This window comes from Comamonas avium (genome assembly GCF_014836675.1).
Classification (GTDB): domain Bacteria; phylum Pseudomonadota; class Gammaproteobacteria; order Burkholderiales; family Burkholderiaceae_C; genus Comamonas; species Comamonas avium.
Map to the genome: position 1 here is coordinate 235,744 of NZ_JACSQK010000004.1, position 25,868 is coordinate 261,611.

Below are 25,868 nucleotides of genomic sequence, written 5' to 3' on the forward strand. Positions count from 1 at the left end.
CGCCTGCAAGGCGGTTTTTTGTTGCTTATTGCGCAGCCTTACAGAGACTTGCCACTGCCTCTTCGACGCGCCAGCCAGGCAATGATTTCGCCCATCACACCACGGCGGAATGCCAGCACACAGACGACGAAGATAAAGCCGGTGACGATGGTCACAGACTCGCCCAGCGTGCTGAACCACTCCACGCCAGTGAGCTTGGACAGGAAGCTGCCAAAGTCGCCAATCTTGTTTTCCAGCGCCACCACAATGGCTGAGCCCACGATAGGACCCGACAAGGTACCCATGCCGCCCATCAAGGTCATCAACACCACGTGACCTGACGATGTCCAGTGCACATCCGAGAGCGTGGCAAAGCCCAGAACCACGGTTTTGAGCGAACCGGCCAAGCCTGTGATGGCGGCAGACAGCACAAACACCAGCAGCTTGAAACGGTTCACGTCATAGCCCAAAGAGATGGCACGTGGCTCGTTCTCTTTGATGGCCTTGAGCACCTGACCAAATGGCGAGTGCACGGTGCGCACGATGACCAAAAAGCCCAGCACGCAGATGACGAGCGCCACGTAATACATGGTCAGGTCGCTGCTCAAATCAATCACGCCAAACAGCTTGCCACGCGGCACTCCCTGCAAACCATCTTCACCACCGGTAAACGGAGCCTGCAGCGCCACAAAGAACAGCATTTGCGCCAGTGCCAGCGTGATCATGGAAAAGTAAATGCCCTGGCGGCGAATGGCCAGCCAGCCTGCGAGCAAGCCCAGGGCTGCACCACCCAAGGTGCCCAGCAGCATGCCCAGCTCTGGCGTAAAGCTCCACACCTTGATGGCATGGCCCGCCATGTAGGCCGCACCACCCAGAAAGGCAGCATGGCCAAAAGAGAGCAGCCCGGTGTAGCCCAGCAGCAAATTGAAGGCTGAAGCAAACAGTGCAAAGCACATGAGCTTCATGACGAACACAGGATAAGCGCCAAAGAAGGGGGCGAAAATCAGAGCCAGCAGCAACAAGCCGTAGCCAAAGAATGCAAGTTTCTTGGAAGTCATGGTGTGTGCCCCTTCTTATTTCTCTTTGCCGAACAAGCCGGCGGGGCGAATCAGGAGAACGATGACCATGATGACAAACACCACGGTGGACGAAGCTTCGGGGTAGAACACCTTGGTCAGGCCTTCAATCACACCCAGACCAAGGCCCGTGAGGATGGAGCCCATGATGGAGCCCATGCCGCCAATGACCACCACAGCAAACACCACGATGATCAGGTTCTGCCCCATGAGCGGTGTCACCTGGTACACCGGCGCTGCCAGCACGCCAGCAAAAGCGGCCAGCGCCACGCCAAACGCGTACGTCAGGGTGACCATCAGAGGCACGTTGATACCAAAGGCTTCAACCAGACGCGGGTTCTCGGTGCCTGCGCGCAGGTAGGCTCCCAGACGGGTTTTCTCAATCACGTACCAGGTGGCAAAACACACCACCAGCGATGCCACTACAACCCATGCACGGTAGTTGGGCAGGATCATGAAACCAAGGTTGGTCGCCCCCTCCAGCAGCTCGGGGGTGTCATACCCAAGGCCCGAAACACCGTAGATCGAGCGAAACACACCTTCAATCAGCAGCGACAGCCCAAGCGTGAGCAACAGGCCGTAGAGGTGGTCGAGTTTGTAGATCCAGCGCAGCAAGAACCGCTCAATCAAAACCCCAAATGCCCCCACAACGAGCGGAGCCAATATCAGCATGGCCCAGTAGTTGATACCCAAATAGCTCAAGCCCATCCAGGTGACCATGGCCCCCAGCATGAACAGTGCGCCATGCGCAAAGTTGATGACGTTGAGCAAGCCAAAGATGACGGCCAGCCCAAGGCTCAATATTGCATAAAACGAGCCATTGACCAGCCCCAGCAATAGCTGGCTGAGCAGGCCCGGCAATGAGACACCGAAGATTTCCATGAGAGAGACGCTAGTGATTGGACAGGTGTGCCCTGGTAGATGTGGAGCGCACGCCTGCGCAATGCAGGCGTGCTGCGGTCACATCACTTCCAGAGCGCGCATTTGGTGTCGGCCTTGGTCGTCCAGACAGTGTCTGCAGGCAATGTCTGCAGCACTTTCAGGTAGTCCCAGGGTTTTTTGGATTCGGCAGGTGACTTGGCTTCCACCAGGTACATGTCGTGGGCGTAGGTGCCATCAGGGCGAATGACACCCTTGCCGTAAAAGTCTGACAGCGGCGTGCTCTTGAGGTAGGCCATGACCTTCTCAGAGTCGGTGCTCTTGACTGCATCAACGGCCTTGAGGTATTGCATGACTGCGGAGTAATCCGCAGCCTGTACATCTGTAGGCATGCGCTTGGTCTTGGCAAAGAACTTGTCAGCGAACTTGCGTGACTCGTCATTCATGTCCCAGTACCAGCTGGTGGTGTGCAGCAGGCCTGCCGTGTTCTTGAGGCCCAGCGAGTGAATATCTGTCAGGAAGACGAGCAAACCAGCGGTCTTCATGCTCTTGTCGATACCGAATTCTTTGGCCGCCTTGATGGCATTGATGGTGTCGCCACCTGCATTGGCCAGCCCCAGAATGTGCGCTTTGGAGCTTTGTGCCTGCAGCAGGAAGCTGGAGAAGTCCGAAGCATTGAGCGGATGGCGCACGCTGCCCTTGACGGTGCCGCCCTTGGCCTTGATCACGGCAGTGGTGTCGGTTTCCAGTGCCTGACCAAATGCATAGTCCGCCGTCAGAAAGAACCAGTCTTTGCCACCACGGTCCACCACAGCACCACCCGTACCTTTGGCCAGCGCCACGGTGTCATATGCATAGTGAATGGTGTAGGGGTTGCACTGCTCATTGGTCAGTGCAGAGCTACCCGCACCATTGTTGATGTGCAGGCGTTTTTTCTCATTGGCCACTTGCGAGACCGCCAGTGCGGTGCCGGAGTTGGTGCCACTGAAGATCAGGCTGATGCCTTGCGTATCAATCCACTCACGCGCCTTGCTGGCGGCAATGTCAGCCTTGTTCTGGTGATCGGCAGACAGCAGCTCAATGGGCTTGCCCAGCACCTTGCCACCAAAATCATCAATCGCCATCTGCATGGCCACTGCGCCGTTCTTGCCCTCTACGTCTGCGTACAGACTGGACATGTCCGTCACAAACCCGATGCGCACCTTGTCTTGGGGCTGCGCATGCGCCGTTGCAGCCATCAGGCCTGCGGCCCCCAGCATTAAAGCCAGTTGGGTGAAATTGCGTTGCTTGCTCATTGCCTTGTCTCCTTGGTGGATGTGGTGGCTTACGCCTTATGAAAACCATGCCCTGACACACTGCGTATACGGGCGGCAAACACTTGAGAACGCGAAACATTTGCGGCAAGGCGCAGATCCAGCCAGATCAGCACCCTGCCAGCATTCAGAGGGTTACTTCCACAGAGCGCACTTGCTCTCTTCCTTGGTGGTCCAGACCTGATCGGCCGACAGCTTGCTCACTACCTTGTAGTAGTCCCATGCTTCCTTGGATTCGGCCGGTGCCTTCACCTGCATCAGGTACATGTCGTGCGCGAAACGGCCGTCCGGGCGAATCACGCCCTGGGCGTAGAAGTCCTTGATCGGGGTGCTCTTGAGTACAGCCATCACCTTGTCTGCATCGGTGGTGCCGGCCTTTTCAATGGCTTTCAGATACTGCGTTGTGGCCGAGTAGTTGGCGGCCTGAATATCGGTAGGCATGCGCTTGGTCTTGGCCTGGAACTTGCGGCCAAAGGCGCGCGTTTCGTCATTGAGGTTCCAGTCCCAGCTGGTGGTCAGCAGCAAGCCTTCGGTGTTCTTGAGGCCCAGGCTGTGCACGTCGGTAATGAACACCAGCAAACCAGCCATCTTCATGGTCTTGTTGATGCCGAATTCACGCGCAGCCTTGATGGCGTTGATGGTGTCGCCACCGGCATTGGCCAGACCCAGAATCTGAGCTTTGGAGCTTTGCGCCTGCAGCAGGAAGCTGGAGAAATCCGATGCGTTGAGCGGATGGCGCACGCTGCCCTTGACGGTGCCGCCCTTGGCTTTGACGACCTTGGCGGTATCTGCCTCCAGGGCGTGACCAAAGGCGTAGTCTGCTGTCAGAAAGAACCAGTCTTTGCCACCGTTTGCCACCACCGCTGTGCCTGTGCCCTTGGCCAGAGCCACGGTGTCATAGGCGTAGTGCACGGTATAGGGGCTGCATTGTTCATTGGTCAGCTGCGATGCACCGGCACCATTGACAAAGTACACACGCTTTTTCTCTTGCGCGACCTTGGCGAGCGCCAGGCCCACGCCAGAGTTGGTGCCACCAAACAGCATGGTGAGGTTTTGCGTATCGATCCATTCACGCGCTTTGGTCGCAGCAATGTCTGGCTTGTGCTGGTGATCTTGTGTCAGCAGTTCGACGGGCTTGCCCAGCACCTTGCCACCAAAGTCATCAATGGCCATCTGAATGGCCAGTGCACCGTTCTTGCCATCCACATCCGCGTAGTTGCTGGACATGTCAGTGATGAAGCCAATCTTGACCTTGTCAGGCTCTTGCGCATGGGCCATGCCGGCCATGGTCAAAGACAGGGCCAAGGCGGTCAAGGGGGAAGTCATTGCGTGCATGTTGTCTCTTTGTCTTTATGAATGGGAGCAGGAAAAGCGAGCGTCTTGGTGCGGTTACACACCCAAGAGTTCATTGAGCACCGGCATCTTTGCGTCGAGCTGGGATGCAGAGAAAGTTTCCACAATGCGGCCGTGTTCCATGACGTAGAAACGGTCGGCCAGGGGCGCTGCAAAACGGAAGTTCTGCTCCACCATGACAATGGTGTAACCCTTGGCACGCAGTGTGTGAATCATGCGAGCCAGCGCTTGCACGATCACCGGGGCCAAGCCCTCGGAGATTTCATCAAGCAGCAGCAAACGCGCGCCTGTGCGCAAAATGCGCGCTACGGCCAGCATTTGCTGCTCACCGCCGGACAAGCGTGTGCCCTGACTGTGGCGCCGTTCGGCCAGATTGGGGAACATGGCGTAAATTTCTTCAACGCTCATGCCTTCATGGCCAGTCTTCAGCTGTGGGGGCAGCAGCAGATTTTCTTCGCACGAAAGGCTGGAGAAAATGCCGCGTTCTTCAGGACAGTAGCCCACGCCAAAATGCGCGATCTTGTGAGTGGGCAAGCCGATGGTCTCTTGGCCATGGAGCTTGACGGAACCTTTGCGCGCACCCGTCAGCCCCATGACGGCACGCATGGTGGAAGTGCGCCCTGCACCGTTGCGCCCCAGCAGCGTCACAACTTCACCCGGCTGCACCACCATGTCGACGCCATGCAGGACGTGCGATTCACCGTACCAAGCTTGCAGATTGCTAATTTCCAGCGCTGGGGCCGTGTTGTTCTGTTCGGCCATGGTTAGTGCGCTCCCTGCAGTTGACCGTCGGTGGTGCCCATATAGGCTTCCATCACCTGTGCATTGCTGGAGACTTCGGCGTAATTGCCCTCTGCCAGCACTGCACCGCGTTGCAGCACGGTGATGCGGTCAGCAATGGTGGAGATGACTTTCATGTTGTGCTCCACCATCAAAATGGTGCGGCCTGCCGAGACTTTTTTGATGAGCTGGGTGACGCGGTCCACATCCTCGTGGCCCATGCCTTGCGTGGGTTCGTCCAGCAGCATCAGCTCAGGCTCCATCGCCAGCGTGGTGGCAATTTCCAGCGCACGTTTGCGGCCATAAGGCAGGTTGACGGTGACTTCGTCTGCCATGTCAGCCAGCCCTACCTCATGCAGCAACTCCATCGCACGGCCATTGAGCTGGTTCAGCGAGCTCTCGCTCTTCCAGAAATGGAACGCTGTGCCCAGCTTGCGCTGCAGCCCCACGCGTACGTTCTCCATCAATGTCAGGTGGGGAAATACGGCAGAAATCTGAAACGAACGAATCACACCACGGCGGGCGATCTGGGCCGGTGCCTCACGGGTGATGTCATGGCCGTTAAAGCGGATTTCACCCGACGTTGGCTCCAGAAACTTGGTCAGCAAGTTGAAACAGGTGGTTTTACCCGCGCCGTTTGGGCCGATGAGCGCATGGATGCTGCCGCGCTGCACCGAGAGATTCACATGGCTGACTGCCGTGAACCCTTTGAACTCTTTGGTGAGATTGGTGGTTTGAAGAATAACGTCGCTCATTGCGCCCAAGCTGCTCCGTGGTGGAGGTGCGGCGCTGGCAGGCTTTTGGCCTGTTCCAAGCATGCACCGAGTTCTATGTTGCGGTGCATCGTATGTGGGAGATTTCCGGCAACACACTAGGAGTTGTGCCTAAGCCTTACAACCTAAGCACTTACCCTATTGGGTGCGTATTGAGCATTAAATTCTTTTAAATCAAGGACATAAGCATTGACCATCGCGGCGGTCGAGGTCTCGCATGCTGTCGTCCTAGAACCTTCTCGGCAGCTTTTTGTCAGCTTCAGCGGTGCTGAAATGACCTGCATCAACCGGCATTCAATAAAAATAGCTATCAACGCTTACCAGTAAACGATTTCAGATATAAAACTATCTGAAATACTTACTATATAAGCGCTAAGTGCTCATTTTTTAAATTAACTTATTGCAATGTTTCTTTACTGCCCTGGGGCAAGGCCAAAGGCATGACAGGCACGCCCTCTTCCAGCAGTTCCATCGCTTGCCTGGGTGTGGCTTGACCACGGATGGGCCGCTGCGGCTCTTCACCCTTGTGCATGCGCAGGGCTTCGTCGGCAAAACGATCGCCCACATCTTCGGTTTTTTGCGCAATCTCGCGCGAGGCTTGCAGCCATGCAGCTTGCAAGGCTTGCTGCTTGCGGCGATCGTCAGCGTTGACCACAGGCGTTGGCGCTGGAGCAGTTGCCCCCACCACCGCGTTCGCTGTCGCTGCCGGTGCGCTGGCAGGTGCTTTGGCACCAAAATTCAAGCGCGGAGCACTCAGCCCTTTGCGCAGCTGCTGGCTGCCGCACATGGGGCATTGCACCAGACCCTTGTCCATCTGGTTGCGAAAATCAGCTTCAGAGCCAAACCAGCCTTCAAATACGTGGTCCAGCGGGCAGTGCAGGTCAAACACCTTCATGGCATCAAATCAAAAGGAGACGTTCAGGAGGAGACGTAAAAAAAGCAGAGACTAAGCTCTGCTTGATAGAAATGCACGCCAAGTTTAGCGGCTGCGGCGCTTGGTCAGGTAGCGCCAGACAAAGCCCGGAAAGGCCAACGTCACAAACAGCGTTGCTGTAATGGCGTAGAACTCCCAGCCTTGCGGATAGATCTGACCCAGGCGGCGCTCCAGCGCCAAAGCCAGCAGGCCGACCAGAAAGTACAACAGCACCAGCTCAGCCAGCCTGCCCCACATAGGCTTCTCTTTAGAAGATGCCATGGGGCCAGCAGCAAGCCAGCGTTCATTCATAAAAGGCAAATTGGCGGCCACAAGGGCCACCAAAATTACAAGCCAGATGGAAGCGGTTTGAGTCACGCTTCACATTATGGGTCAGGATGCCAGGGCGCGGACAATGGCATCCGCGCACAGCGACATCAAACCACCAGGAACAATGCCCAAGATCAAGACCAGTGCACCATTGACGGTCAGTACGGCACGCACATCCCATGGTGCCGAGATGGTGGCAGCGGTCACAGGCTTGTCAAAGTACATGACCTTGACCACGCGCAGGTAGTAGAAGGCGCCAATCAGCGACATCACCACGGCAAAGATGGCCAGACCAATGTAGAAGGTCTCACCCGAAGCAATCAGCGCTTGCAGCACGGACAGCTTGGCGTAGAAACCCACCAGCGGTGGAATACCTGCCATGGAGAACAGGCACGCGGCCATGATGCCGGCGTACAGGGGGCTGCGCTGGTTCAAGCCTGCCAGATCCGAGATTTCTTCGCTCTCAAAGCCTTCGCGTGACAGCAGCAACACCACGCCGAACGATGCCAGCGTTGTGAGCACGTAGGTCACTACGTAGAACATGGAAGAGCTGTATGCATTGGCAGCGCGTGCAGGATCAATCTCGCCGTCAATCACACCCGACAGCAGACCCAGCAGCACAAAGCCCATCTGCGCAATGGTGGAGTAGGCCAGCATGCGCTTGAGGTTGGTCTGCGCAATGGCGGCAAAGTTACCCACCAGCAAGGAAGCAATCGCCAGCACAGCCAGCATTTGCTGCCAGTCAAACGCCAGCGGCAGCATGCCATCCACCAGCAGACGGATCACGATGGCAAACGCTGCCAGCTTGGGCGCGCCACCAATGAGCAGCGTCACGGCAGTTGGAGCGCCGTGGTAGACGTCCGGAATCCACATGTGAAACGGTGCAGCACCGAGCTTGAAGGCCAGACCAGCCACGACAAAGACCAGACCAAATACCAGAATCTGGTGCTTGATTTCGCCGGAGCTGATGGCCTTGAAGATTTCACCGATGTCCAGCGAGCCGGTTGCACCGTAAACCATGGACAGGCCGTACAGCAAGAAGCCGGACGCCATCGAACCGAGCACAAAGTACTTCATGGCCGCTTCTGTGGCCAGCGTATGGTCACGGCGCAGCGCCACCAGTGCGTAGCTCGACAGGGTCAGCAGCTCCAGACCCAGGTAGATCAGCAGCAGGTTGTTGGCACTGATCATGATGAACATGCCAAGCAACGCAAAAGTGGACAGGCTGAACAGCTCGCCGCCGCGCAGCATGTCACGATCCGCGGCATAAGGGCGGGCGTAAACCAGCGTCACCATCATGGCCACGGTGGCAAAGCACTTGAGCCAGTTGCCCATGGCGTCAGAGACGACCATGTTGCCCCAGCCATAGAAGGTATTGCCGCTGAGCGCATAGTTGGCCTGCAAAACAGCCACCACTGCCAGTGTCAACATGGTCAGCACATAGGTGCCGGTGCGGCGGGCGCTTTTCACGCCCAGGTCCACCAAGGTAATCACGCATCCCATGACCAGGAGCACGATCTCAGGGTAGATCGAAAGCCAGCTGATGTTGTCAATCATCTCAATCTCTCAGTTCAGTCTGGTCAAGGAAGCTTGGATTGGGCGACGTGCTTGAGCAGCTCGGTCACCGAAGGATCCATCACATCCGTGAACGGCTTGGGATAGATACCCATGGCCAGCACGGCAATCGCCAAAATGCCCAACACCAAAAACTCACGGCAACCGATGTCGTCCAGGTTCTTCACGTTGTCGTTGCCAATGGGGCCCAGATACACGCGCTTGTACATCCACAGGGTGTAAGCCGCGCCAAAGATCAGCGCAGTTGCAGCCAGCAGGCCCACCCAGAAGTTAAATTGCACGGCACCCAAAATCACCATCCACTCGCCCACGAAACCAGCGGTAGCAGGCAGGCCGCAATTGGCCATGGCAAACAGCAGCGCAAACGCAGCAAACTTGGGCATGGTGTTGACCACGCCGCCGTAAGCGGCAATTTCGCGCGAGTGCACACGGTCATACAGCACGCCAATGCACAGGAACATGGCACCTGAGACAAAGCCGTGGGCAATCATTTGCACAATGCCGCCCGAGACACCCAGATCGTTGAAGATGAAGAAGCCCAGTGTGACAAAGCCCATGTGCGCTACCGACGAGTACGCCACCAGCTTTTTCATGTCCTTTTGCACCAAGGCCACCATGCCCACATAGACCACAGCGATCAGTGACAGGGCAATCATCAGCCATGCGTATTCACGCGCAGCATCCGGGGCGATAGGCATGGAAAAACGCAGGAAACCGTAAGCGCCCAGCTTGAGCATGATGGCCGCCAGCACTGCAGAGCCGCCTGTAGGCGCTTCCACGTGCACATCGGGCAACCATGTATGGAATGGGAACATGGGTACCTTCACTGCAAACGCAGCAAAGAACGCAAAGAACACCAAGGTCTGAGGCAGCATGCCCAGTGGCAGCTTGTGCCATGTCAGGATGTCAAAGCTGCCACCCGACTGGTTGTACAAGTAGATGATGGCCACCAGGGTGAGCAGCGAGCCCAACAAGGTGTACAGGAAAAACTTGAACGCAGCGTAGATCTTGTTGGGGCCGCCCCAGATACCAATGATCAGGTACATGGGGATCAAGGTGGCTTCAAAGAACACGTAGAACAGCAAGCCGTCCAGCGCACAAAAGACACCAATCATCAGACCCGACAGCACCAGGAACGCACCCATGTACTGGTTAACGCGCTCGGTGATGTTTTCCCACGATGCAAGCACCACGATCACCGTGATGAAAGCCGTCAAAGGCACGAACCACATGGACAAACCGTCCAGGCCCAGGTGGTACTGAATGCTAAATCGCTCAATCCACATGAACTTCTCTACGAACTGCATGTTCGCGGAGGTGGTATCAAAACCCGTAATCAACGGCACCGTGACCAGCAAGCCCAAGATGGAGCCAATCAACGCTACCCAGCGCACGCCACGTGCGCAGCTGTCCTTGCCAAAGGCCAGCAGGAGGACACCAAAGATGATGGGTGTCCAAATGGCAAGACTCAACAAACCCATTTTTGTTCTTCCTTACTTGTTGAGCCACACGAAGTAGGTCATGAGCAAGAAGATGCCCAAAATCATGACCAACGCATAGTGGTAGATGTAGCCCGACTGGAACCAGCGGATCACCGATGCGATCTTGCCTACCAGCTTCCAGGAACCGTTCACAACGAGACCGTCGATCACAGCCTGGTCACCTGCCTTCCAGAACACCGTGCCCAAGACACGCGAACCGCGGGCAAAGATGTTTTCATACACCCAGTCCACGCCGTACTTGCCTTCCAGCACTTGGTACAGACCAATCTTCTTGGAGAACGCCATGATGGCAGCAGGAATCTGTGGCTTGACCATGTAAAACACATAGGACACCACCACACCCGCCAGCGCCAGCCAGAACGGAGCAGTCTGGAAACCGTGCAGCGCCATGGGCAGCCAGCCGTGAATCTTCTCAGCCAGCTCAGTCATTGCGCCGTGCTTGGCATGGTCAATAAAGATCACACCATTGAAGAAGTCACCAAACAACATGGGCATCAGCGCAATCGCGCCAATCACCACCGAAGGAATGGCCAGCAGCACCAGCGGAGCAGTCACCACCCAAGGCGACTCATGCGGCTTGGCATCGTGACCATGACCGTGGTCGTCGTGACCGTGGTGGTCATCGTGGTGCGCATCCGGATTCTGGTCGTAGCGCTCTTTACCGTGGAACACGAGGAAGTACAGACGGAAAGAGTAGAACGCCGTAATGAACACACCCGCGAGCACTGCAAAATTTGCAAAGCCAGACGCTGGCAGGTTCGATGCGTGAACCGCCTCGATGATGGCGTCCTTGGAGTAAAAACCCGAGAAGAACGGCGTGCCGATCAGCGCCAGATTACCCAGCAAGAACGTGATCCAGGTGATGGGCATGTACTTGCGCACGCCACCCATCCAGCGAATGTCTTGGTTGTGGTGCATGCCCATGATCACAGAACCGGCCCCGAGGAACAGCAACGCTTTGAAGAAAGCGTGCGTCATCAGGTGGAACGTTGCCACGGAGTAAGCAGACACGCCCAGTGCAATCGTCATGTAACCCAGCTGCGACAGCGTGGAGTATGCAATCACGCGCTTGATGTCGTTCTGGATGATGCCCAGGATGCCCATGAACAAGGCAGTAATGGAGCCGATCACCAAGATGAAGTTCAACGCCACATCCGACAGCTCATACAGCGGAGACATGCGCGAAACCATGAAGATACCGGCCGTCACCATCGTTGCCGCGTGAATCAGCGCAGAAATAGGTGTGGGGCCTTCCATGGAGTCTGGCAACCAGGCATGCAGCGGAAACTGCGCCGACTTGCCCATCGCACCGATGAACAAGCAAATGGCAGTCACCGTGACCAGCAACCAGTCAGTCCCAGGCAAAGTGGTCGCCTGGATCTCTGGCAGCTTGGCAAAGATTTCGCTGTAGTTCAGCGTGCCTGTGTAAGCAGCAATCAAGCCAATGCCCAGGATAAAACCGAAGTCACCCACACGGTTGACCAAAAAGGCCTTCATGTTGGCAAACGTGGCCGAGGGCTTCTTGTAATAGAAACCAATCAGCAGGTACGACACCAGGCCCACCGCTTCCCAGCCGAAGAACAGCTGCAGCAGGTTGTTACTCATCACCAGCATCAGCATGGAGAAAGTGAACAGCGAGATGTACGAGAAGAAACGGTTGTAGCCGTCATCTTCTTCCATGTAACCCATGGTGTAGATGTGCACCATCAGCGACACAAAGGTCACCACGCACATCATCATGGCGGTGATGGAATCGATCAGAAAACCGATTTCCATCTTCAGGCTGCCCACGGTCATCCACTCATAGATAGTGGCATTGAAGGTTGCACCTTCAAACACCACGGCCTGGAATGTCAGCGCCGACAAAATGAAAGAAACCACCACGCCCAAGATGGTGAGCGAATGGCTCACCCCACGGCCGAATTTGTTGCCACCAAAAGCGGTGCCAAATATGCCCGCCAAAACAGAACCTGCCAGCGGAGCCAGAGGTACTGCCAGGAGCATGGATGCAGAAAGTGTTTGACTCATTCTTCAGAACCTTGCAAATACCGGCGACTCAACCCTTGAGGGTATTGAGATCTTCCGCATTGATACTGGACTTGTTACGGAACAGCAGCACCAGAATGGCCAAGCCAATCGCTGATTCTGCGGCCGCAACCGTCAGGATGAAGAACACAAACACTTGACCATGCATATCTCCCAGATAGTGAGAGAAAGCGACAAAGTTGGTGTTAACCGCCAAAAGCATCAGTTCAATGCACATCAACAGAACGATCAGATTTTTCCGGTTCAGAAAAATACCAATCACCGAGATGGCGAACAGCATGGCTCCCAGCGTTAGGAAGTGCCCGAGTGTGAGCGTCATTTTTTCTCCTCCACGGCAACCTCACCCTCAGCTGCTGGTGCAACTGCTGTTTGTGTTGGCGCCATCTTGACCAGACTCACACGGTCTTTAGCACGCACACGAACCTGAATGGCTGGGTTGATTGCCTTTGTGTCTTTGCGTTTGCGCATCGTCAGCGCAATGGCTGTGATCATCGCTACCAGCAACAAGATGGCTGCGATTTCAACGGGGTACAAATACTCTGTGTACAGCAGGCGACCCAAAGCCAGGGTGTTGGAATAAGGGATCACTTCACCGTGCTTATTCAACAACTCTGCCACCGGACGCGCTTCGTCCACCGAGCCAAAGCCTGCCATCAGCACCAGCGCCATCTCCAGTGCAACAACAGCACCCACAAAGGCAGCCACTGGAAAATGCTTCCAGAAACCCTGGCGAACGCGGTCAATGCGGATGTCCAACATCATGACCACGAACATGAAGAGCACCATCACAGCACCCAGATACACCACCACCAGGGCGATGCCCAGGAACTCGGCTTTGAGCAGCAACCAAATACCTGCGGCTTGTGAGAACGCAAGAATCAGGTTCAACACTGCGTGGACGGGGTTACGCGATGTGATGACTCGGAAGGCTGCAAAAAGCATCACCGCCGAGAAAAGATAAAAGAAACCAGTTTTGGCATCCATGATTCGAATCTTTCTGGATCAGGAGCCGCTTTAGCGGTACTTGGCATCCGCAGCCTTGGCTGCAGCGATGTCGGTTTCGTAGCGGTCACCCACAGCCAGCAACATGTCCTTCGTGAAGTACAAGTCGCCACGCTTTTCGCCGTGGTACTCAAAGATGTGCGTTTCCACAATCGAATCGACCGGGCAGCTTTCTTCGCAGAAACCGCAAAAAATGCACTTGGTCAAGTCGATGTCATAGCGCGTCGTACGGCGTGAGCCGTCATCGCGCACATCTGACTCGATGGTGATGGCCATCGCAGGGCAAACGGCTTCACACAGCTTGCAGGCAATGCAACGCTCTTCGCCGTTTTCATACCGACGCAGCGCATGCAGACCACGAAAACGTGGAGACAGAGGTGTTTTTTCTTCAGGAAACTGAATCGTCACATGCGGCGCAAACGCCTTGCGACCTGTCAGGGCCATGCCCTTGAACAGTTCCACGAGCATGAAGCTCTTGAAGAAATCCTTGATCGAAAAAGGTGTAGCAGCAACAGCAGCCATTGGTGTCCCCGCTTAATTCCAAATGTTCCAAGGCGAGTGCAACCAAGCACCCACGATGACCAGCCACACCAAGGTGACAGGGATAAAGATCTTCCAGCCCAGACGCATGATTTGGTCATAGCGAAAGCGTGGGAAGGTCGCTCGAATCCAGATAAACAAGCTGACCACGAAAGCTGTCTTTGCAGCCAGCCAGATCCAGCCGGGAATAAAGGACAAGGCTTCCACCGGTGGCAACCAGCCGCCCAAGAACATGGTGACGGCCAAAATGGACACCAACCACATGCTGGCGTATTCAGCCAGGAAGAAGATCGCAAAGCCCATGCCCGAGTACTCGACCATGTGACCCGCCACAATTTCCGACTCGCCTTCCACCACGTCAAACGGGTGACGGTTGGTTTCGGCAACGCCCGAGATCAGGTACACAAAGAAAATCGGCAGCAGCGGCAGCCAGTTCCAAGACAGGAAGCTCAGGCCCAGGTCTGCAAACTGCCCTTGACCCTGGCTCAGCACAATCTGTGTCAGATTCATGCTGCCAGTCACCATGATGACCACCAAGAAGCAAAAGCCCATGGCAATTTCATAGCTGATCATTTGTGCCGAGGCACGCAGCGCGCCCAAGAAGGCGTACTTGGAGTTGGAAGCCCAGCCCGCAATGATCACGCCATACACTTCAATAGAAGTAATCGCCATGACCAGCAGCAAACCTGCGTTCACGTTGGCCAGTGCGACTTCGGGGCCGAAAGGCACAGCCACCCATGCCGCCAGAGCCGGCATGATTGCCATCACGGGACCGACATAGAACAGTCCCTTGGATGCCACTGTGGGCATGATCAACTCTTTGGTCAACAGCTTCAAGCCATCAGCCATAGGTTGCAGCAAGCCCCACGGACCCACGCGATTAGGGCCTGGACGCACCTGCATCCAACCAAGGAACTTGCGCTCCCACAGCGTGAGGTAAGCCACCGCAATCATCAGCGGGGCAACAATCGCGATGATGCCCAGCAGCACCCAGATAACGGGCCAAGCAGCCTCTGTCCACCAGGCAGCGTCCACCAGGCCAGCGCCTGAAATTTTGAGTGCATCAATCATGCTGCACCTCCCACTTGTGCCTGGCGCGCATCTGCCGTCAGTTGCAGCGAAGTTGCACGACGGACAAGGCTGTCCAGTTGATAAATGCTAGCCACGGCAGGTTCAGCCACGACTTCGCTGGGCACTTGCACTGCCACCTTGGTCACGTTGCTCAGTGCCTGGGCAGGCACCACCTGGGTGTCTGCACCAATCGCCATTGCCAGCACGTCTTGTGAAGACTCGTAATCGACGCCTTGCACGCCCAGCAGGTTGGCCAGTACACGCAGCACTTTCCAAGCTGGACGAGTTTCCGCCAAAGGCTTGACCACGGCATGGAAGCTTTGCACACGGCCCTCAGCGTTCACAAACGTACCTGAAGTCTCGGAGAAAGGCGCGATCGGCAGCAGCACGTCGCTGATTTCCATGTTGGCCTTGAAGGGGCTGAGTGTCACGACCATCTCGGACTTGTTCAGACCCTGAAGTGCTTGCTGGCCAGCAGCCGAATCAAAAGCAGGCTCAGTGTTCAGCAAAATCGCAGCTTTGAGTCCGCCAGCAATCATCTGTGCAGCATTCAAACCGCTGGTCTGAGGCTGCGCCTTGACCCATTGCGCACCGACGGTGTTGGCCGCCTCGCTCAGATAGCCAACGCTGGCTCCTGTCTGCTCACCGATCCAGTTGGCCAGGGCCAAAAGCTCATCAGCGTGCGCATGGTGGGCTGCAGCATTACCCAGCAAAACGGCTTTACGCTCGCCAGCCAAAAGTGCATGTGCAATGGCGTCAGCTTCCACGTTGCTCTGCGCTGCTGCTGGTGCTTGCACACCCTTGATTTGCGCCACAGCTGCCGCAATGTCAGCCAAAGCTTGCGCCCAATCCTGAGCAGCCACGACAGATGCTTTAACGGGCATGGCCCAGTCATAGACCTTGCTGTTCAGTGCGAAGACCTGGGCACCCTTTTTCGCAGCTTGGCGAATACGTTGTGCAAACAGTGGGTGGTCTTTACGCAGATTGGAGCCGACAACCAAAACGGCCTGAAGCTCAGACAGCGATGCAATCGATGTGCCCAACCAGCGCACACCTTCTGCCGCGTTGAACTGCGCATTACGCAAACGCCAGTCAATGTTGTCGCTGCCCATGCCGCGCAACAGCTGACCCGTCAAGAACAGCTCTTCCAATGTGCTGTGCGGGCTCACCAAAGCACCAATGCTCTGCGCACCGTGCTGGTCTTTCACTTGCTTGAGGCCGTTGGCAACGTACTCCAGCGCAGTTTGCCAATCCACCGTCTTCCATTCGCCACCCTGCTTGATCATGGGCTGCGTCAGGCGCTCTTCACTGTTGAGCGCTTCATAAGAAAAACGATCACGGTCAGCAATCCAGCATTCGTTGATCGCCTCGTTCTCAAAAGGAACGACACGCATCACCTTGTGGTTCTTGACCTGAACAATCAGGTTCGAACCGGTCGAATCATGCGGAGACACCGACTTGCGGCGTGAAAGCTCCCAAGTACGAGCGCTGTAGCGGAAAGGCTTGCTGGTCAAAGCGCCCACAGGGCACAAATCGATCATGTTGCCCGACAGCTCGGAATCAACGGTGTCACCAATCACAGTTGTGATTTCGGAATGCTCACCGCGGTTCACCATGCCCAGCTCCATCACCCCGGCCACCTCTTGGCCAAAGCGCACGCAGCGGGTGCAATGAATACAGCGGGTCATCTCCTCCATGGAGATCAGTGGCCCGATATCCTTGTGAGCGACAACACGCTTTTCCTCTTCATAGCGTGAACCAGTACCGCCATAACCCACGGCCAAGTCTTGCAACTGGCACTCACCACCCTGATCGCAGATAGGGCAATCGAGCGGGTGATTGATGAGCAAAAACTCCATGACTGACTGCTGCGCCTTGATAGCTTTTTCGCTCTTGGTGCGCACAATCATGCCTTGCGTCACTGGCGTGGCACAGGCAGGCATGGGTTTAGGGGCCTTCTCCACTTCTACCAAGCACATACGGCAATTGGCAGCGATGGAAAGTTTCTTGTGGTAACAGAAATGCGGAATGTAAGTGCCGGCCTTCTCCGCAGCATGCATCACCATGCTGCCAGGAGCGACCTCCACTTTCTTGCCGTCTAGTTCAATTTCAACCATATGTCTCTCGCGATCAGGCGACTGTGGAGTCGGTCTTTGTAGCCGCGGCAATCTTGGCTTCAAATTCGTGGCGGAAATGCTTGATCATGGCGCGCACAGGCATTGCTGCTGCATCACCCAGCGCACAAATCGTGCGGCCCATGATGTTGACGGACACGGAGTCCAGCAACTCGATATCTTCGGGACGTCCTTCGCCTTCCTGGATGCGTTTAACCACGCGCCATAACCAGCCCGTGCCTTCACGGCAAGGCGTGCACTGACCGCACGACTCGTGCTGGTAGAAATAGGACAAACGCAACAGACTCTCAACCATGTCGCGCGAATCGTCCATCACGATCACAGCCCCGGAGCCAAGCATGGAGCCTGCCTTGGAGATGGAGTCGTAATCCATCGTGCATTCCATCATGATGTCCGCCGGCAGCACAGGCGAGGACGATCCACCAGGAATCACAGCCTTAAGCTTGCGCCCAGTGCGCACACCACCGGCCAGCTCCAGCAACTTGCTGAAAGGTGTACCCATCGGAACTTCATAATTCCCGGGCAGGTTCACATCACCGCTGACCGAATAGATCTTGGTGCCGCCATTGTTCGGCTTGCCACACGCCAGATACGCTGCACCGCCATTGCGAATGATCCAGGGTACAGCAGCAAAAGTCTCTGTGTTGTTAATGGTCGTAGGCTTTCCATACAGACCAAAACTTGCAGGAAATGGTGGCTTGAAACGGGGTTGACCCTTCTTGCCTTCCAAAGACTCCAGCAAAGCAGTTTCTTCGCCGCAGATGTAAGCGCCAAAACCATGGTGAGCATGCAGCTGGAAACTGAAGTTGCTGCCCAAGATGTTGTCACCCAAATAGCCAGCAGCACGAGCCTCTTGCAGTGCTTCTTCAAACCGCTCATAGGCCTGGAAGATTTCACCGTGGATATAGTTGTAACCCACATTGATGCCCATCGCGAAAGCGGCAATCGCCATGCCTTCAATCACGATGTGGGGGTTATGCACCAAGATCTCACGGTCTTTGCACGTACCCGGTTCGCCCTCATCTGAATTACAGACCAAATACTTTTGACCGGGGAATTGGCGAGGCATGAAGCTCCACTTGAGCCCCGTAGGAAAACCTGCGCCGCCACGACCACGCAAGCCCGACTCTTTCAGCGTAGCAATGACTTCATCTTGCGTCAGGCCATTGCCACCATCCATACCCAGCAATTTGCGCAGCGCTTGGTATCCACCGCGTGCTTCATAGTCCTTGATAGACCAGTTGCTGCCATTGAGGCCCGCATAGATTTGAGGATCAATGTGACGGTCATGGAAACAGGTTTCCTTGCCCGAGGCCACGAACTTGGCCAAGACGTCTTGTGCAGAGATAGTCATGCTTGTCCCTCCGCAGCGCGCAAACCGTCAACCAGCTCGTCCAGCTTGTCATTGCTCATCAAGCTGCACATGCATCGGTCATTGACCAGCATCACTGGAGAGTCAGCGCAGGCGCCCAGGCACTCAGACTGCTGCAATGTGAACATGCCATCTGCTGTGGTCTCACCCATCTTGATGCCCAGCTTGGACTCAAGGTGATGCAAGGCTTTATAGCCATCACGCAACTGGCAAGGCAAGTTGGTGCAGACATTCAGCTTGTACTTGCCCACAGGCTTTTGGTTGTACATGTTGTAGAACGTAGTGACTTCGTGCACTGCGATCTCAGGCATGTCCAACACGTCGGCGATCACCGCCTCGCTTTCAGGGCTTACCCAACCCAGCTCTTGCTGCACGATAGTCAAACATGCCATCACTGCAGATTGCTTCTGGTCAGCCGGGTACTTGGCCACTTCACGCGCAAAACGCGCTTTGGTCGCTTCAGTAATCATCGGTCAATCTCTCCGAACACGATATCCATGGTGCCAATGATGGCCACCACGTCGGACAGCATGTGGCCACTGACCACTTCGTCCATCATCGCCAAGTGGGCGAACCCAGGGGCGCGAATTTTCAAGCGATAAGGCTTGTTTGCGCCATCACTTACCATGTAAATACCGAATTCACCCTTGGGATGCTCAACCGCAGCATAAGCCTCGCCTTCCGGTACACGGAAGCCTTCGGTAAACAGCTTGAAGTGGTGAATCAACGACTCCATGTTGGACTTCATGTCCTCGCGGGCTGGAGGCGCAATCTTGTGATTTTCAGTAATCACCGGCCCGGGGTTGGCACGCAGCCACTTGATACATTGCTTGATCAGTTCATTGGATTGGCGCATTTCTGCGACACGCACCAAATAGCGGTCATAGCAGTCACCGGTTTTACCCACCGGAATGTCGAAGTCCAGCTCGCTGTACACCTCATAGGGCTGCTTCTTGCGCAGATCCCAGGCAACGCCAGAACCACGCAGCATGGGTCCTGTGAAGCCCATGTTCAAGGCGCGCTCAGGCGTCACTACCCCAATCCCAACCATACGCTGCTTCCAGATACGGTTGTCAGTGAGCAACGACTCGTACTCATCCACGCACGCGGGAAAGCGATTGGTAAAGTCTTCAATGAAATCCAGCAACGAACCTTGGCGGTTGGCATTGAGTTTTTCAATTCCCTTGGCATTGCGCACCTTGCTCGCTTTGAACTGCGGCATGGTGTCAGGCAAATCGCGATACACGCCACCCGGACGGAAGTAAGCTGCATGCATGCGTGCGCCAGAAACCGCCTCATACATGTCAAACAGGTCTTCACGCTCACGGAATGTCCACATCAGCACCGTCGAAGCACCGCAGTCCATGCCGTTTGAGCCCAGCCACATGAGGTGATTGAGCAAGCGTGTGATTTCGCTGAACATCACTCGGATGTACTGCGCACGCTTGGGCACTTCCAGGCCCAGCATCTTTTCGATAGCCAGGCAATATGCATGCTCATTGCACATCATGGACACATAGTCCAGCCGGTCCATATAAGGCAGCGACTGGATATACGTTTTGTGCTCAGCCAGTTTTTCAGTACCGCGGTGCAGCAGACCCACGTGCGGATCCGCGCGCTGTACCACTTCGCCGTCGAGCTCGAGAACCAGACGCAGCACACCGTGGGCTGCCGGGTGCTGAGGACCGAAGTTGATGGAATAGTTTTTAATTTCAGCCATGATCGTCAACCAACAGGCGCAATGCGCTTGTTAGTGCAGTCCTCCGTAGTTCTCTTCACGGATGATGCGTGGAGTGATCTCGCGCGGCTCAATCGTGACAGGTTGGTAGACCACACGTCGCTGCACAGTGTCATACGTCATTTCAACGTGACCCGACAGCGGGAAGTCCTTGCGAAATGGATGACCGATGAAACCGTAGTCTGTCAAAATTCGACGCAGATCCAGGTGGCCTTCGAAAATGATGCCAAACAGGTCGAAAGCTTCACGCTCAAACCAGTTAGCACTGCTCCACAGATCACACATAGAAGCGACCACAGGCATGTCATCGTCTGGACACATGACGCGCACTCGCACGCGCTGGTTCAAACTTACAGACAGCAAATGGCAGACCACGGCAAAACGAGCGCCGTCACGACCTGTTTCTTGGTAGGCAGAATAATCCACACCGCACAGATCAATCAATTGTTCAAATTGGCAGCCGGGAGCATCACGCAATGTGCGCATGACATCCAAATAATTGGCTGCGTTCACTTCAACAGTGACCTCATCCAACGTTACAGCGATGCTGCGAACCCGGTCGCCCAAAGCGGCAGACAGCAAACCCCGAAGCTCTTCGGGCTGAATAGCAAAAGCGGACATCCTCTCGGCTCCTTAAACGCGGGCGATGGTGTTCGTGCGGCGAATTTTCTGCTGCAACTGAATGATGCCGTAGATCAGCGCTTCCGCTGTGGGGGGGCACCCAGGCACATAGACGTCTACCGGAACGATACGATCACAACCACGCACCACAGAGTAGCTGTAGTGATAGTAGCCACCACCGTTGGCGCAAGAGCCCATAGAGAGCACCCAGCGAGGCTCTGACATCTGGTCATATACCTTGCGCAGCGCCGGAGCCATCTTGTTGCACAACGTGCCCGCCACAATCATCAAGTCAGACTGGCGGGGCGACGGGCGAAACACCTCTGCTCCAAAGCGCGCCAAATCGTAGCGAGCGGCCGCTGAATGCATCATCTCTACAGCACAACAGGCCAGACCAAAAGTCATGGGCCAAATCGAGCCAGTCTTTGCCCAGTTCACCACAGCGTCATAGCTGGTGGTGACAAAGCCTTCTTTCATCACGCCTTCAATCATCGTGTGTCCTTATTTGAGGAGTGCGTGTACTTATTCCCAATCCAGGGCGCCCTTTTTCCATTCGTAAGCAAAACCTACGACAAGAACGGTCAGGAAAATGAGAACAGCGACGAAACCAGCCATGCCGACGTCTTGCAGCGCAACGGCCCAAGGCAACAGGAAAGCGATTTCCAGATCAAACAAGATAAACAGAATGGCGATGAGATAGAAGCGCACATCGAACTTCATGCGCGCATCTTCAAAGGCTTCAAAGCCGCATTCGTATGGGGAGTTTTTGGCGGCATCAGGGCGATTTGGGCCCAGTACATAGCCAAGAATAAGTGGAACGACTCCCACAGCGATGCCTACTAAGATGAAAAGCAGGACCGGGAGATATTGCTCGAGGTTCATGTGAGGTCGCGTTTTCCGCTTGTTGACCTTGCCCTCGACCACTGCCTGATCATGGGCAGGCTGTATTTTGATGGTGCCGTCGGCGAGACTCGAACTCGCACAGCTTTCGCCACTACCCCCTCAAGATAGCGTGTCTACCAATTCCACCACGACGGCATTTTTAAGTCTCAAATCACTTGGATAGCATGAGGAGCCCCCTCTAACAGGGCTATCGCTTTCCAAGCAACCTTTGGATTCTAGCCTGAAAAATGCTGCGCCACAGCATTCATCAGGCGTTTGATCCAATTATTTAGCAGGAACCTGTTCCGCACCTTGCACGGGAGCAACAGGTATCGTGCTGTCCACCGCGGGCGCTGCAGGAGCAGTCACCGCAGGAACTGGAACACTTTCCAAAACACTGCCAGTGCTCACAGGGCGAGCGTTGCCCAGATAGGCCAGCGCAAGTGTCGACACAAAGAATACTGTCGCCAGAACACCTGTACTGCGCGACAGGAAGTTGGCACTGCCGCTAGCACCAAACAAGCTGCCCGATGTGCCGCTGCCAAACGCAGCCCCCATATCCGCACCCTTGCCGTGCTGAATCAAGATCAAGCCAATCATGGCCAAGGCTGTCAACATCTGCACAGCCAAAATCAATGTCGCAAACGCGCTCATTTTTACTCCTCAGTTAAACGCACTCAGCACGCCAATCAGTTGGCGGCCGCAATTATCTGCAAAAAGTCAGCGGCCTTCAGTGAGGCGCCGCCCACCAAACCACCATCAATGTCCGCCTGCGAAAGCAGCTGTGCGGCGTTGGCTGCATTCATGCTGCCGCCGTAAAGCAGCGGCATGCGCGCAGCGTGTTCAGTCGCTGCAGCAAGCTGCGCACGCAACACCGCATGCACGGCCTGCGCCTGCTCTGGCGTTGCTGTCTTGCCAGTACCAATCGCCCACACAGGCTCGTAGGCTACAACCAACTCACTGGTGCAATGGCCTACATGGTGAATGACCGCGGCCAGCTGACGCTTGACCACTTGCTCGGTTTGCCCGGCCTCACGCTCGTCCAGGGTTTCACCCACGCACACAATGGGCGTCACACCCTTCGCTAGCGCAGCCTGGGCCTTGGCCGCAACCATGGCATCCGTCTCGCCATGATATTGGCGGCGCTCAGAGTGCCCGACCAAGACATAACGAACCCCTACATCCTGCAGCATGCTGGCGGACGTTTCACCCGTATAGGCGCCCTTTTCATGCTGCGAGACATCTTGCGCCGCCAACGCCACACCGGTGCCCTGGACCAGTGCTTGCACTTGCGCCAAATAGACGGCCGGGACCGCCACACCAACACCACAGCTCAAGGGCGAGGGCAGCCCCTGAAGCACTGCCGAAACCAAGTCTGCATTAGCCTGCAGACTGCCATTCATTTTCCAATTGCCAACAATCAGTTTCTTCATGGAGTCACAACATCATCAAGATGGATTGATCACAGTATCAGGCAGCAAGCCCATGCACCTTGCACAAAAAGGATTTAAACCAAGTACGGCTTAAATCCTTTTCAGAAAGCACTAGAGGCTCACTGTCCAACAGCACTGCTACAGATTACAAACATTGCCTGTAACCATGTAGCAATTGCGCACTAAAGCCTAGACTTTATTGCTGCTGCTGTTGCTGCTGGTCAACTTCGTCACCACCGTTTTGCTCGGCACGGGGCGCGCGCTGCTCGCGTGGCTGACGTGGTTCACGGAACTGACGCTCTGCAGGTGCAGGACGATCACCGCGCTGCTGCTGCTCGCCAGCTGGGCGCTCGATCAAAGCCTTCATGGACAGCTTGACACGGCCCTTGTCGTCAGTCTCCAGCACCTTAACCTTGACCACTTGGCCTTCTTGCAGGTAGTCGGTAACCTTCTCTACACGTTCGTGGGCGATCTGGCTGATATGCAGCAGACCATCCTTGCCGGGCAGCAGATTCACCAGAGCACCGAATTCCAAGATCTTGACGATCGGGCCTTCGTAGATCTTGCCGATCTCCACTTCAGCGGTGATCTGCTCGATACGCAGCTTGGCAGCTTCAGCCTTGGCACCGTCTGTAGCAGCAATAGTGATCGTGCCGTCTTCAGCGATATTGATTTGCGTGCCGGTTTCTTCGGTCAGCGCACGGATAGTGGCACCGCCCTTACCGATCACATCACGAATCTTCTCTGGGTTGATCTTCATGGTGAACAACTTAGGAGCAAAGTCAGAAACTTCGGTCTTGGCTTCACCCATAGCTTCTTGCATCTTGCCCAGGATGTGCATGCGCGCTTCCTTGGCCTGCGCCAGCGCCACTTGCATGATCTCCTTGGTGATACCTTGGATCTTGATGTCCATCTGCAGAGCTGTAATACCGTTGGTAGTACCTGCCACCTTGAAGTCCATGTCACCCAGATGATCTTCGTCGCCCAGAATGTCGGTCAGCACGGCAAATCGATTGCCATCCTTGATCAGACCCATGGCGATACCAGCCACGTGCGCCTTCATGGGCACGCCCGCATCCATCATGGACAAGCAGCCGCCACACACCGATGCCATCGACGATGAGCCGTTGGATTCAGTGATTTCCGACACCACGCGGATGGTGTAGGGAAACTCTTCCTTGCTAGGCAAGCAAGCGGCCAAAGCGCGCTTGGCCAGACGACCATGGCCGATTTCGCGGCGCTTGGTCGACCCCATGCGACCCACCTCACCAGTGGCAAAGGGAGGCATGTTGTAGTGGAACAAGAAGGTATCTTCAAACTCACCTGCCAGCGCATCAATACGCTGTGCGTCGCGCTCGGTACCCAGTGTGGAGATCACCAGGGCCTGGGTTTCGCCACGCGTAAACAGGGCCGAACCATGGGTACGGGGCAGCACCGAGTTACGAATTTCGATAGGACGCACCGTGCGTGTATCACGACCGTCAATACGAGGCTCACCAGCCAAAATCTGCGAACGCACAATGTTGGCTTCGATGTCGAACAGCATGCTCTCGACCTTGACGCCATCAAATGCCACACCTTGCTCAGTCAGGCCAGCCTTCACTTCAGCATAAGCCAGACGACAAGCGTGCGTGCGCACTTGCTTGTTGCGCTCTTGGTACGCGGCGCGCAGCTTGGCTTCACCCAGTTCAGCCACCTTGGCAATCAGTGCATCATCCTTGGCGGGAGCAGTCCACTCCCAGACGGGCTTTCCGCCTTCACGCACCAGGTCGTGAATGGCGTTGATGGCAATCTGGCTTTGCTCGTGGCCATAAACCACAGCACCCAGCATCACTTCTTCAGGCAGCTGCTGCGCTTCGGATTCCACCATCAGCACGGCAGACTCAGTACCTGCGACAACCAGATCCATCAGCGAATCCTTGCGCTGGGTCTGACCGGGGTTCAGTACGTATTCGCCATTGATGCAACCCACGCGGGCTGCACCAATAGGACCATTGAAGGGCAGACCCGACACAGACAGTGCAGCAGACACAGCGATCATTGCAGCAATGTCGGCATCCACCTCGGGGTTCAACGAGATGGTGTGGATGACCACATGCACGTCGTTATAGAAACCTTCCGGGAACAGAGGGCGAATAGGACGATCGATCAAACGCGAAGTCAGCGTCTCCAGCTCCGAAGGCTTGGCTTCGCGCTTAAAGAAGCTACCGGGGATCTTGCCGGCGGCGTATGTCTTTTCGATGTAGTCAACCGTCAGGGGGAAGAAGTCCTGGCCCGACTTGGCAATCTTGGAACCCACAACAGTAGCCAGCACCACGGTGTCGTCAATATTGACCAACACAGCGCCGGAGGCTTGGCGAGCGATTTCACCTGTTTCCATCGTGACCGTGTGCTGGCCCCACTGGAATGTCTTTGTTACTTTATTGAACATTGTCATGTGTTTACTCCTAATGGAATAGCTGGCAGCGTATGTCCAGCAATGTTTTGGAGGTTAAACAGAACACGATGCCATTCCAGAAGCGCGTTTATAGCTACAAATAACATAGCATTCATAT

At 55.6% G+C, this 25,868-nt stretch carries 25 protein-coding genes and 1 tRNA gene; all 26 read right to left on the minus strand.

Annotated elements, in window-relative coordinates; genetic code table 11:
• Positions 1 to 38 precede the first annotated feature (38 nt).
• Complete coding sequence (locus H9646_RS08830) at positions 39 to 1,037, minus strand: branched-chain amino acid ABC transporter permease (RefSeq protein WP_191722998.1); 999 nt, start codon at positions 1,035 to 1,037, stop codon at positions 39 to 41.
• 15 nt (positions 1,038 to 1,052) lie between these two features.
• Positions 1,053 to 1,937, minus strand: a complete 885-nt coding sequence (locus H9646_RS08835; protein ID WP_191722999.1) for a branched-chain amino acid ABC transporter permease — start codon at positions 1,935 to 1,937, stop codon at positions 1,053 to 1,055.
• A gap of 83 nt (positions 1,938 to 2,020) precedes the next feature.
• Positions 2,021 to 3,229, minus strand: a complete 1,209-nt coding sequence (locus H9646_RS08840) for an ABC transporter substrate-binding protein (protein ID WP_191723000.1) — start codon at positions 3,227 to 3,229, stop codon at positions 2,021 to 2,023.
• A 153-nt stretch (positions 3,230 to 3,382) separates the two neighbouring features.
• Positions 3,383 to 4,573, minus strand: coding sequence for an ABC transporter substrate-binding protein (locus tag H9646_RS08845; protein WP_191723001.1), 1,191 nt, complete (start codon positions 4,571 to 4,573; stop codon positions 3,383 to 3,385).
• Positions 4,574 to 4,636: 63 nt separating this feature from the next.
• Positions 4,637 to 5,362, minus strand: coding sequence for an ABC transporter ATP-binding protein (locus tag H9646_RS08850; RefSeq protein WP_191723002.1), 726 nt, complete (start codon positions 5,360 to 5,362; stop codon positions 4,637 to 4,639).
• A 2-nt stretch (positions 5,363 to 5,364) separates the two neighbouring features.
• Positions 5,365 to 6,135, minus strand: coding sequence for an ABC transporter ATP-binding protein (locus tag H9646_RS08855; RefSeq protein WP_191723003.1), 771 nt, complete (start codon positions 6,133 to 6,135; stop codon positions 5,365 to 5,367).
• A gap of 415 nt (positions 6,136 to 6,550) precedes the next feature.
• Positions 6,551 to 7,048: a DUF1178 family protein gene (locus tag H9646_RS08860; RefSeq protein WP_191723004.1), complete on the minus strand. Its 498-nt coding sequence runs from the start codon at positions 7,046 to 7,048 to the stop codon at positions 6,551 to 6,553.
• Positions 7,049 to 7,132: 84 nt separating this feature from the next.
• The gene (locus H9646_RS08865; protein ID WP_191723005.1) at positions 7,133 to 7,444 is read right to left on the minus strand and encodes a DUF2818 family protein; all 312 of its coding nucleotides are present in this window, start codon (positions 7,442 to 7,444) and stop codon (positions 7,133 to 7,135) included.
• Between the two features lie 15 nt (positions 7,445 to 7,459).
• Complete coding sequence (gene nuoN / locus H9646_RS08870) at positions 7,460 to 8,953, minus strand: NADH-quinone oxidoreductase subunit NuoN (protein ID WP_191723006.1); 1,494 nt, start codon at positions 8,951 to 8,953, stop codon at positions 7,460 to 7,462.
• A gap of 23 nt (positions 8,954 to 8,976) precedes the next feature.
• On the minus strand, positions 8,977 to 10,452 hold the full coding sequence (locus H9646_RS08875) for an NADH-quinone oxidoreductase subunit M (protein WP_191723007.1): 1,476 nt from the start codon (positions 10,450 to 10,452) through the stop codon (positions 8,977 to 8,979).
• Positions 10,453 to 10,464: 12 nt separating this feature from the next.
• The gene (gene nuoL / locus H9646_RS08880) at positions 10,465 to 12,501 is read right to left on the minus strand and encodes an NADH-quinone oxidoreductase subunit L (protein ID WP_191723008.1); all 2,037 of its coding nucleotides are present in this window, start codon (positions 12,499 to 12,501) and stop codon (positions 10,465 to 10,467) included.
• Between the two features lie 28 nt (positions 12,502 to 12,529).
• The gene (gene nuoK, locus H9646_RS08885; protein ID WP_191723009.1) at positions 12,530 to 12,838 is read right to left on the minus strand and encodes an NADH-quinone oxidoreductase subunit NuoK; all 309 of its coding nucleotides are present in this window, start codon (positions 12,836 to 12,838) and stop codon (positions 12,530 to 12,532) included.
• Positions 12,835 to 13,503, minus strand: a complete 669-nt coding sequence (locus H9646_RS08890; protein WP_191723010.1) for an NADH-quinone oxidoreductase subunit J — start codon at positions 13,501 to 13,503, stop codon at positions 12,835 to 12,837. The genes nuoK and H9646_RS08890 overlap by 4 nt, the downstream gene beginning before the upstream one ends.
• A 30-nt stretch (positions 13,504 to 13,533) precedes the next feature.
• Complete coding sequence (gene nuoI, locus H9646_RS08895) at positions 13,534 to 14,043, minus strand: NADH-quinone oxidoreductase subunit NuoI (RefSeq protein ID WP_191723011.1); 510 nt, start codon at positions 14,041 to 14,043, stop codon at positions 13,534 to 13,536.
• A 12-nt stretch (positions 14,044 to 14,055) separates the two neighbouring features.
• The gene (gene nuoH / locus H9646_RS08900) at positions 14,056 to 15,132 is read right to left on the minus strand and encodes an NADH-quinone oxidoreductase subunit NuoH (RefSeq protein WP_191723012.1); all 1,077 of its coding nucleotides are present in this window, start codon (positions 15,130 to 15,132) and stop codon (positions 14,056 to 14,058) included.
• Positions 15,129 to 17,249: an NADH-quinone oxidoreductase subunit NuoG gene (nuoG, locus tag H9646_RS08905; protein WP_191723013.1), complete on the minus strand. Its 2,121-nt coding sequence runs from the start codon at positions 17,247 to 17,249 to the stop codon at positions 15,129 to 15,131. The genes nuoH and nuoG overlap by 4 nt, the downstream gene beginning before the upstream one ends.
• Positions 17,250 to 17,262: 13 nt before the next feature.
• On the minus strand, positions 17,263 to 18,621 hold the full coding sequence (nuoF, locus tag H9646_RS08910; protein WP_191723014.1) for an NADH-quinone oxidoreductase subunit NuoF: 1,359 nt from the start codon (positions 18,619 to 18,621) through the stop codon (positions 17,263 to 17,265).
• Positions 18,618 to 19,109 carry an NADH-quinone oxidoreductase subunit NuoE gene (gene nuoE / locus H9646_RS08915; RefSeq protein WP_191723015.1) on the minus strand — a complete coding sequence of 164 codons (492 nt, stop codon included), beginning with the start codon at positions 19,107 to 19,109 and terminating at the stop codon, positions 18,618 to 18,620. Before nuoE ends, nuoF begins: the two co-directional genes overlap by 4 nt.
• Entirely contained in the window at positions 19,106 to 20,359 is a 1,254-nt protein-coding gene (locus H9646_RS08920) for an NADH-quinone oxidoreductase subunit D (protein ID WP_191723016.1), read from the minus strand. The genes nuoE and H9646_RS08920 overlap by 4 nt, the downstream gene beginning before the upstream one ends.
• Positions 20,360 to 20,389: 30 nt before the next feature.
• Entirely contained in the window at positions 20,390 to 20,998 is a 609-nt protein-coding gene (locus H9646_RS08925) for an NADH-quinone oxidoreductase subunit C (RefSeq protein ID WP_191723017.1), read from the minus strand.
• Positions 20,999 to 21,010: 12 nt separating this feature from the next.
• The gene (locus tag H9646_RS08930) at positions 21,011 to 21,490 is read right to left on the minus strand and encodes a NuoB/complex I 20 kDa subunit family protein (RefSeq protein ID WP_191723018.1); all 480 of its coding nucleotides are present in this window, start codon (positions 21,488 to 21,490) and stop codon (positions 21,011 to 21,013) included.
• 30 nt (positions 21,491 to 21,520) lie between these two features.
• On the minus strand, positions 21,521 to 21,880 hold the full coding sequence (locus tag H9646_RS08935; RefSeq protein WP_191723019.1) for an NADH-quinone oxidoreductase subunit A: 360 nt from the start codon (positions 21,878 to 21,880) through the stop codon (positions 21,521 to 21,523).
• Positions 21,881 to 21,951: 71 nt separating this feature from the next.
• Positions 21,952 to 22,036, minus strand: a tRNA-Leu gene (locus tag H9646_RS08940).
• 129 nt (positions 22,037 to 22,165) lie between these two features.
• Complete coding sequence (gene secG / locus H9646_RS08945; protein ID WP_191723020.1) at positions 22,166 to 22,534, minus strand: preprotein translocase subunit SecG; 369 nt, start codon at positions 22,532 to 22,534, stop codon at positions 22,166 to 22,168.
• 35 nt (positions 22,535 to 22,569) lie between these two features.
• Entirely contained in the window at positions 22,570 to 23,313 is a 744-nt protein-coding gene (gene tpiA / locus H9646_RS08950) for a triose-phosphate isomerase (RefSeq protein WP_191723021.1), read from the minus strand.
• Positions 23,314 to 23,509: 196 nt separating this feature from the next.
• Positions 23,510 to 25,750 (minus strand): polyribonucleotide nucleotidyltransferase, encoded by a 2,241-nt coding sequence (pnp, locus tag H9646_RS08955; protein ID WP_191723022.1) that lies wholly within the window; start codon positions 25,748 to 25,750, stop codon positions 23,510 to 23,512.
• Positions 25,751 to 25,868 lie beyond the last annotated feature (118 nt).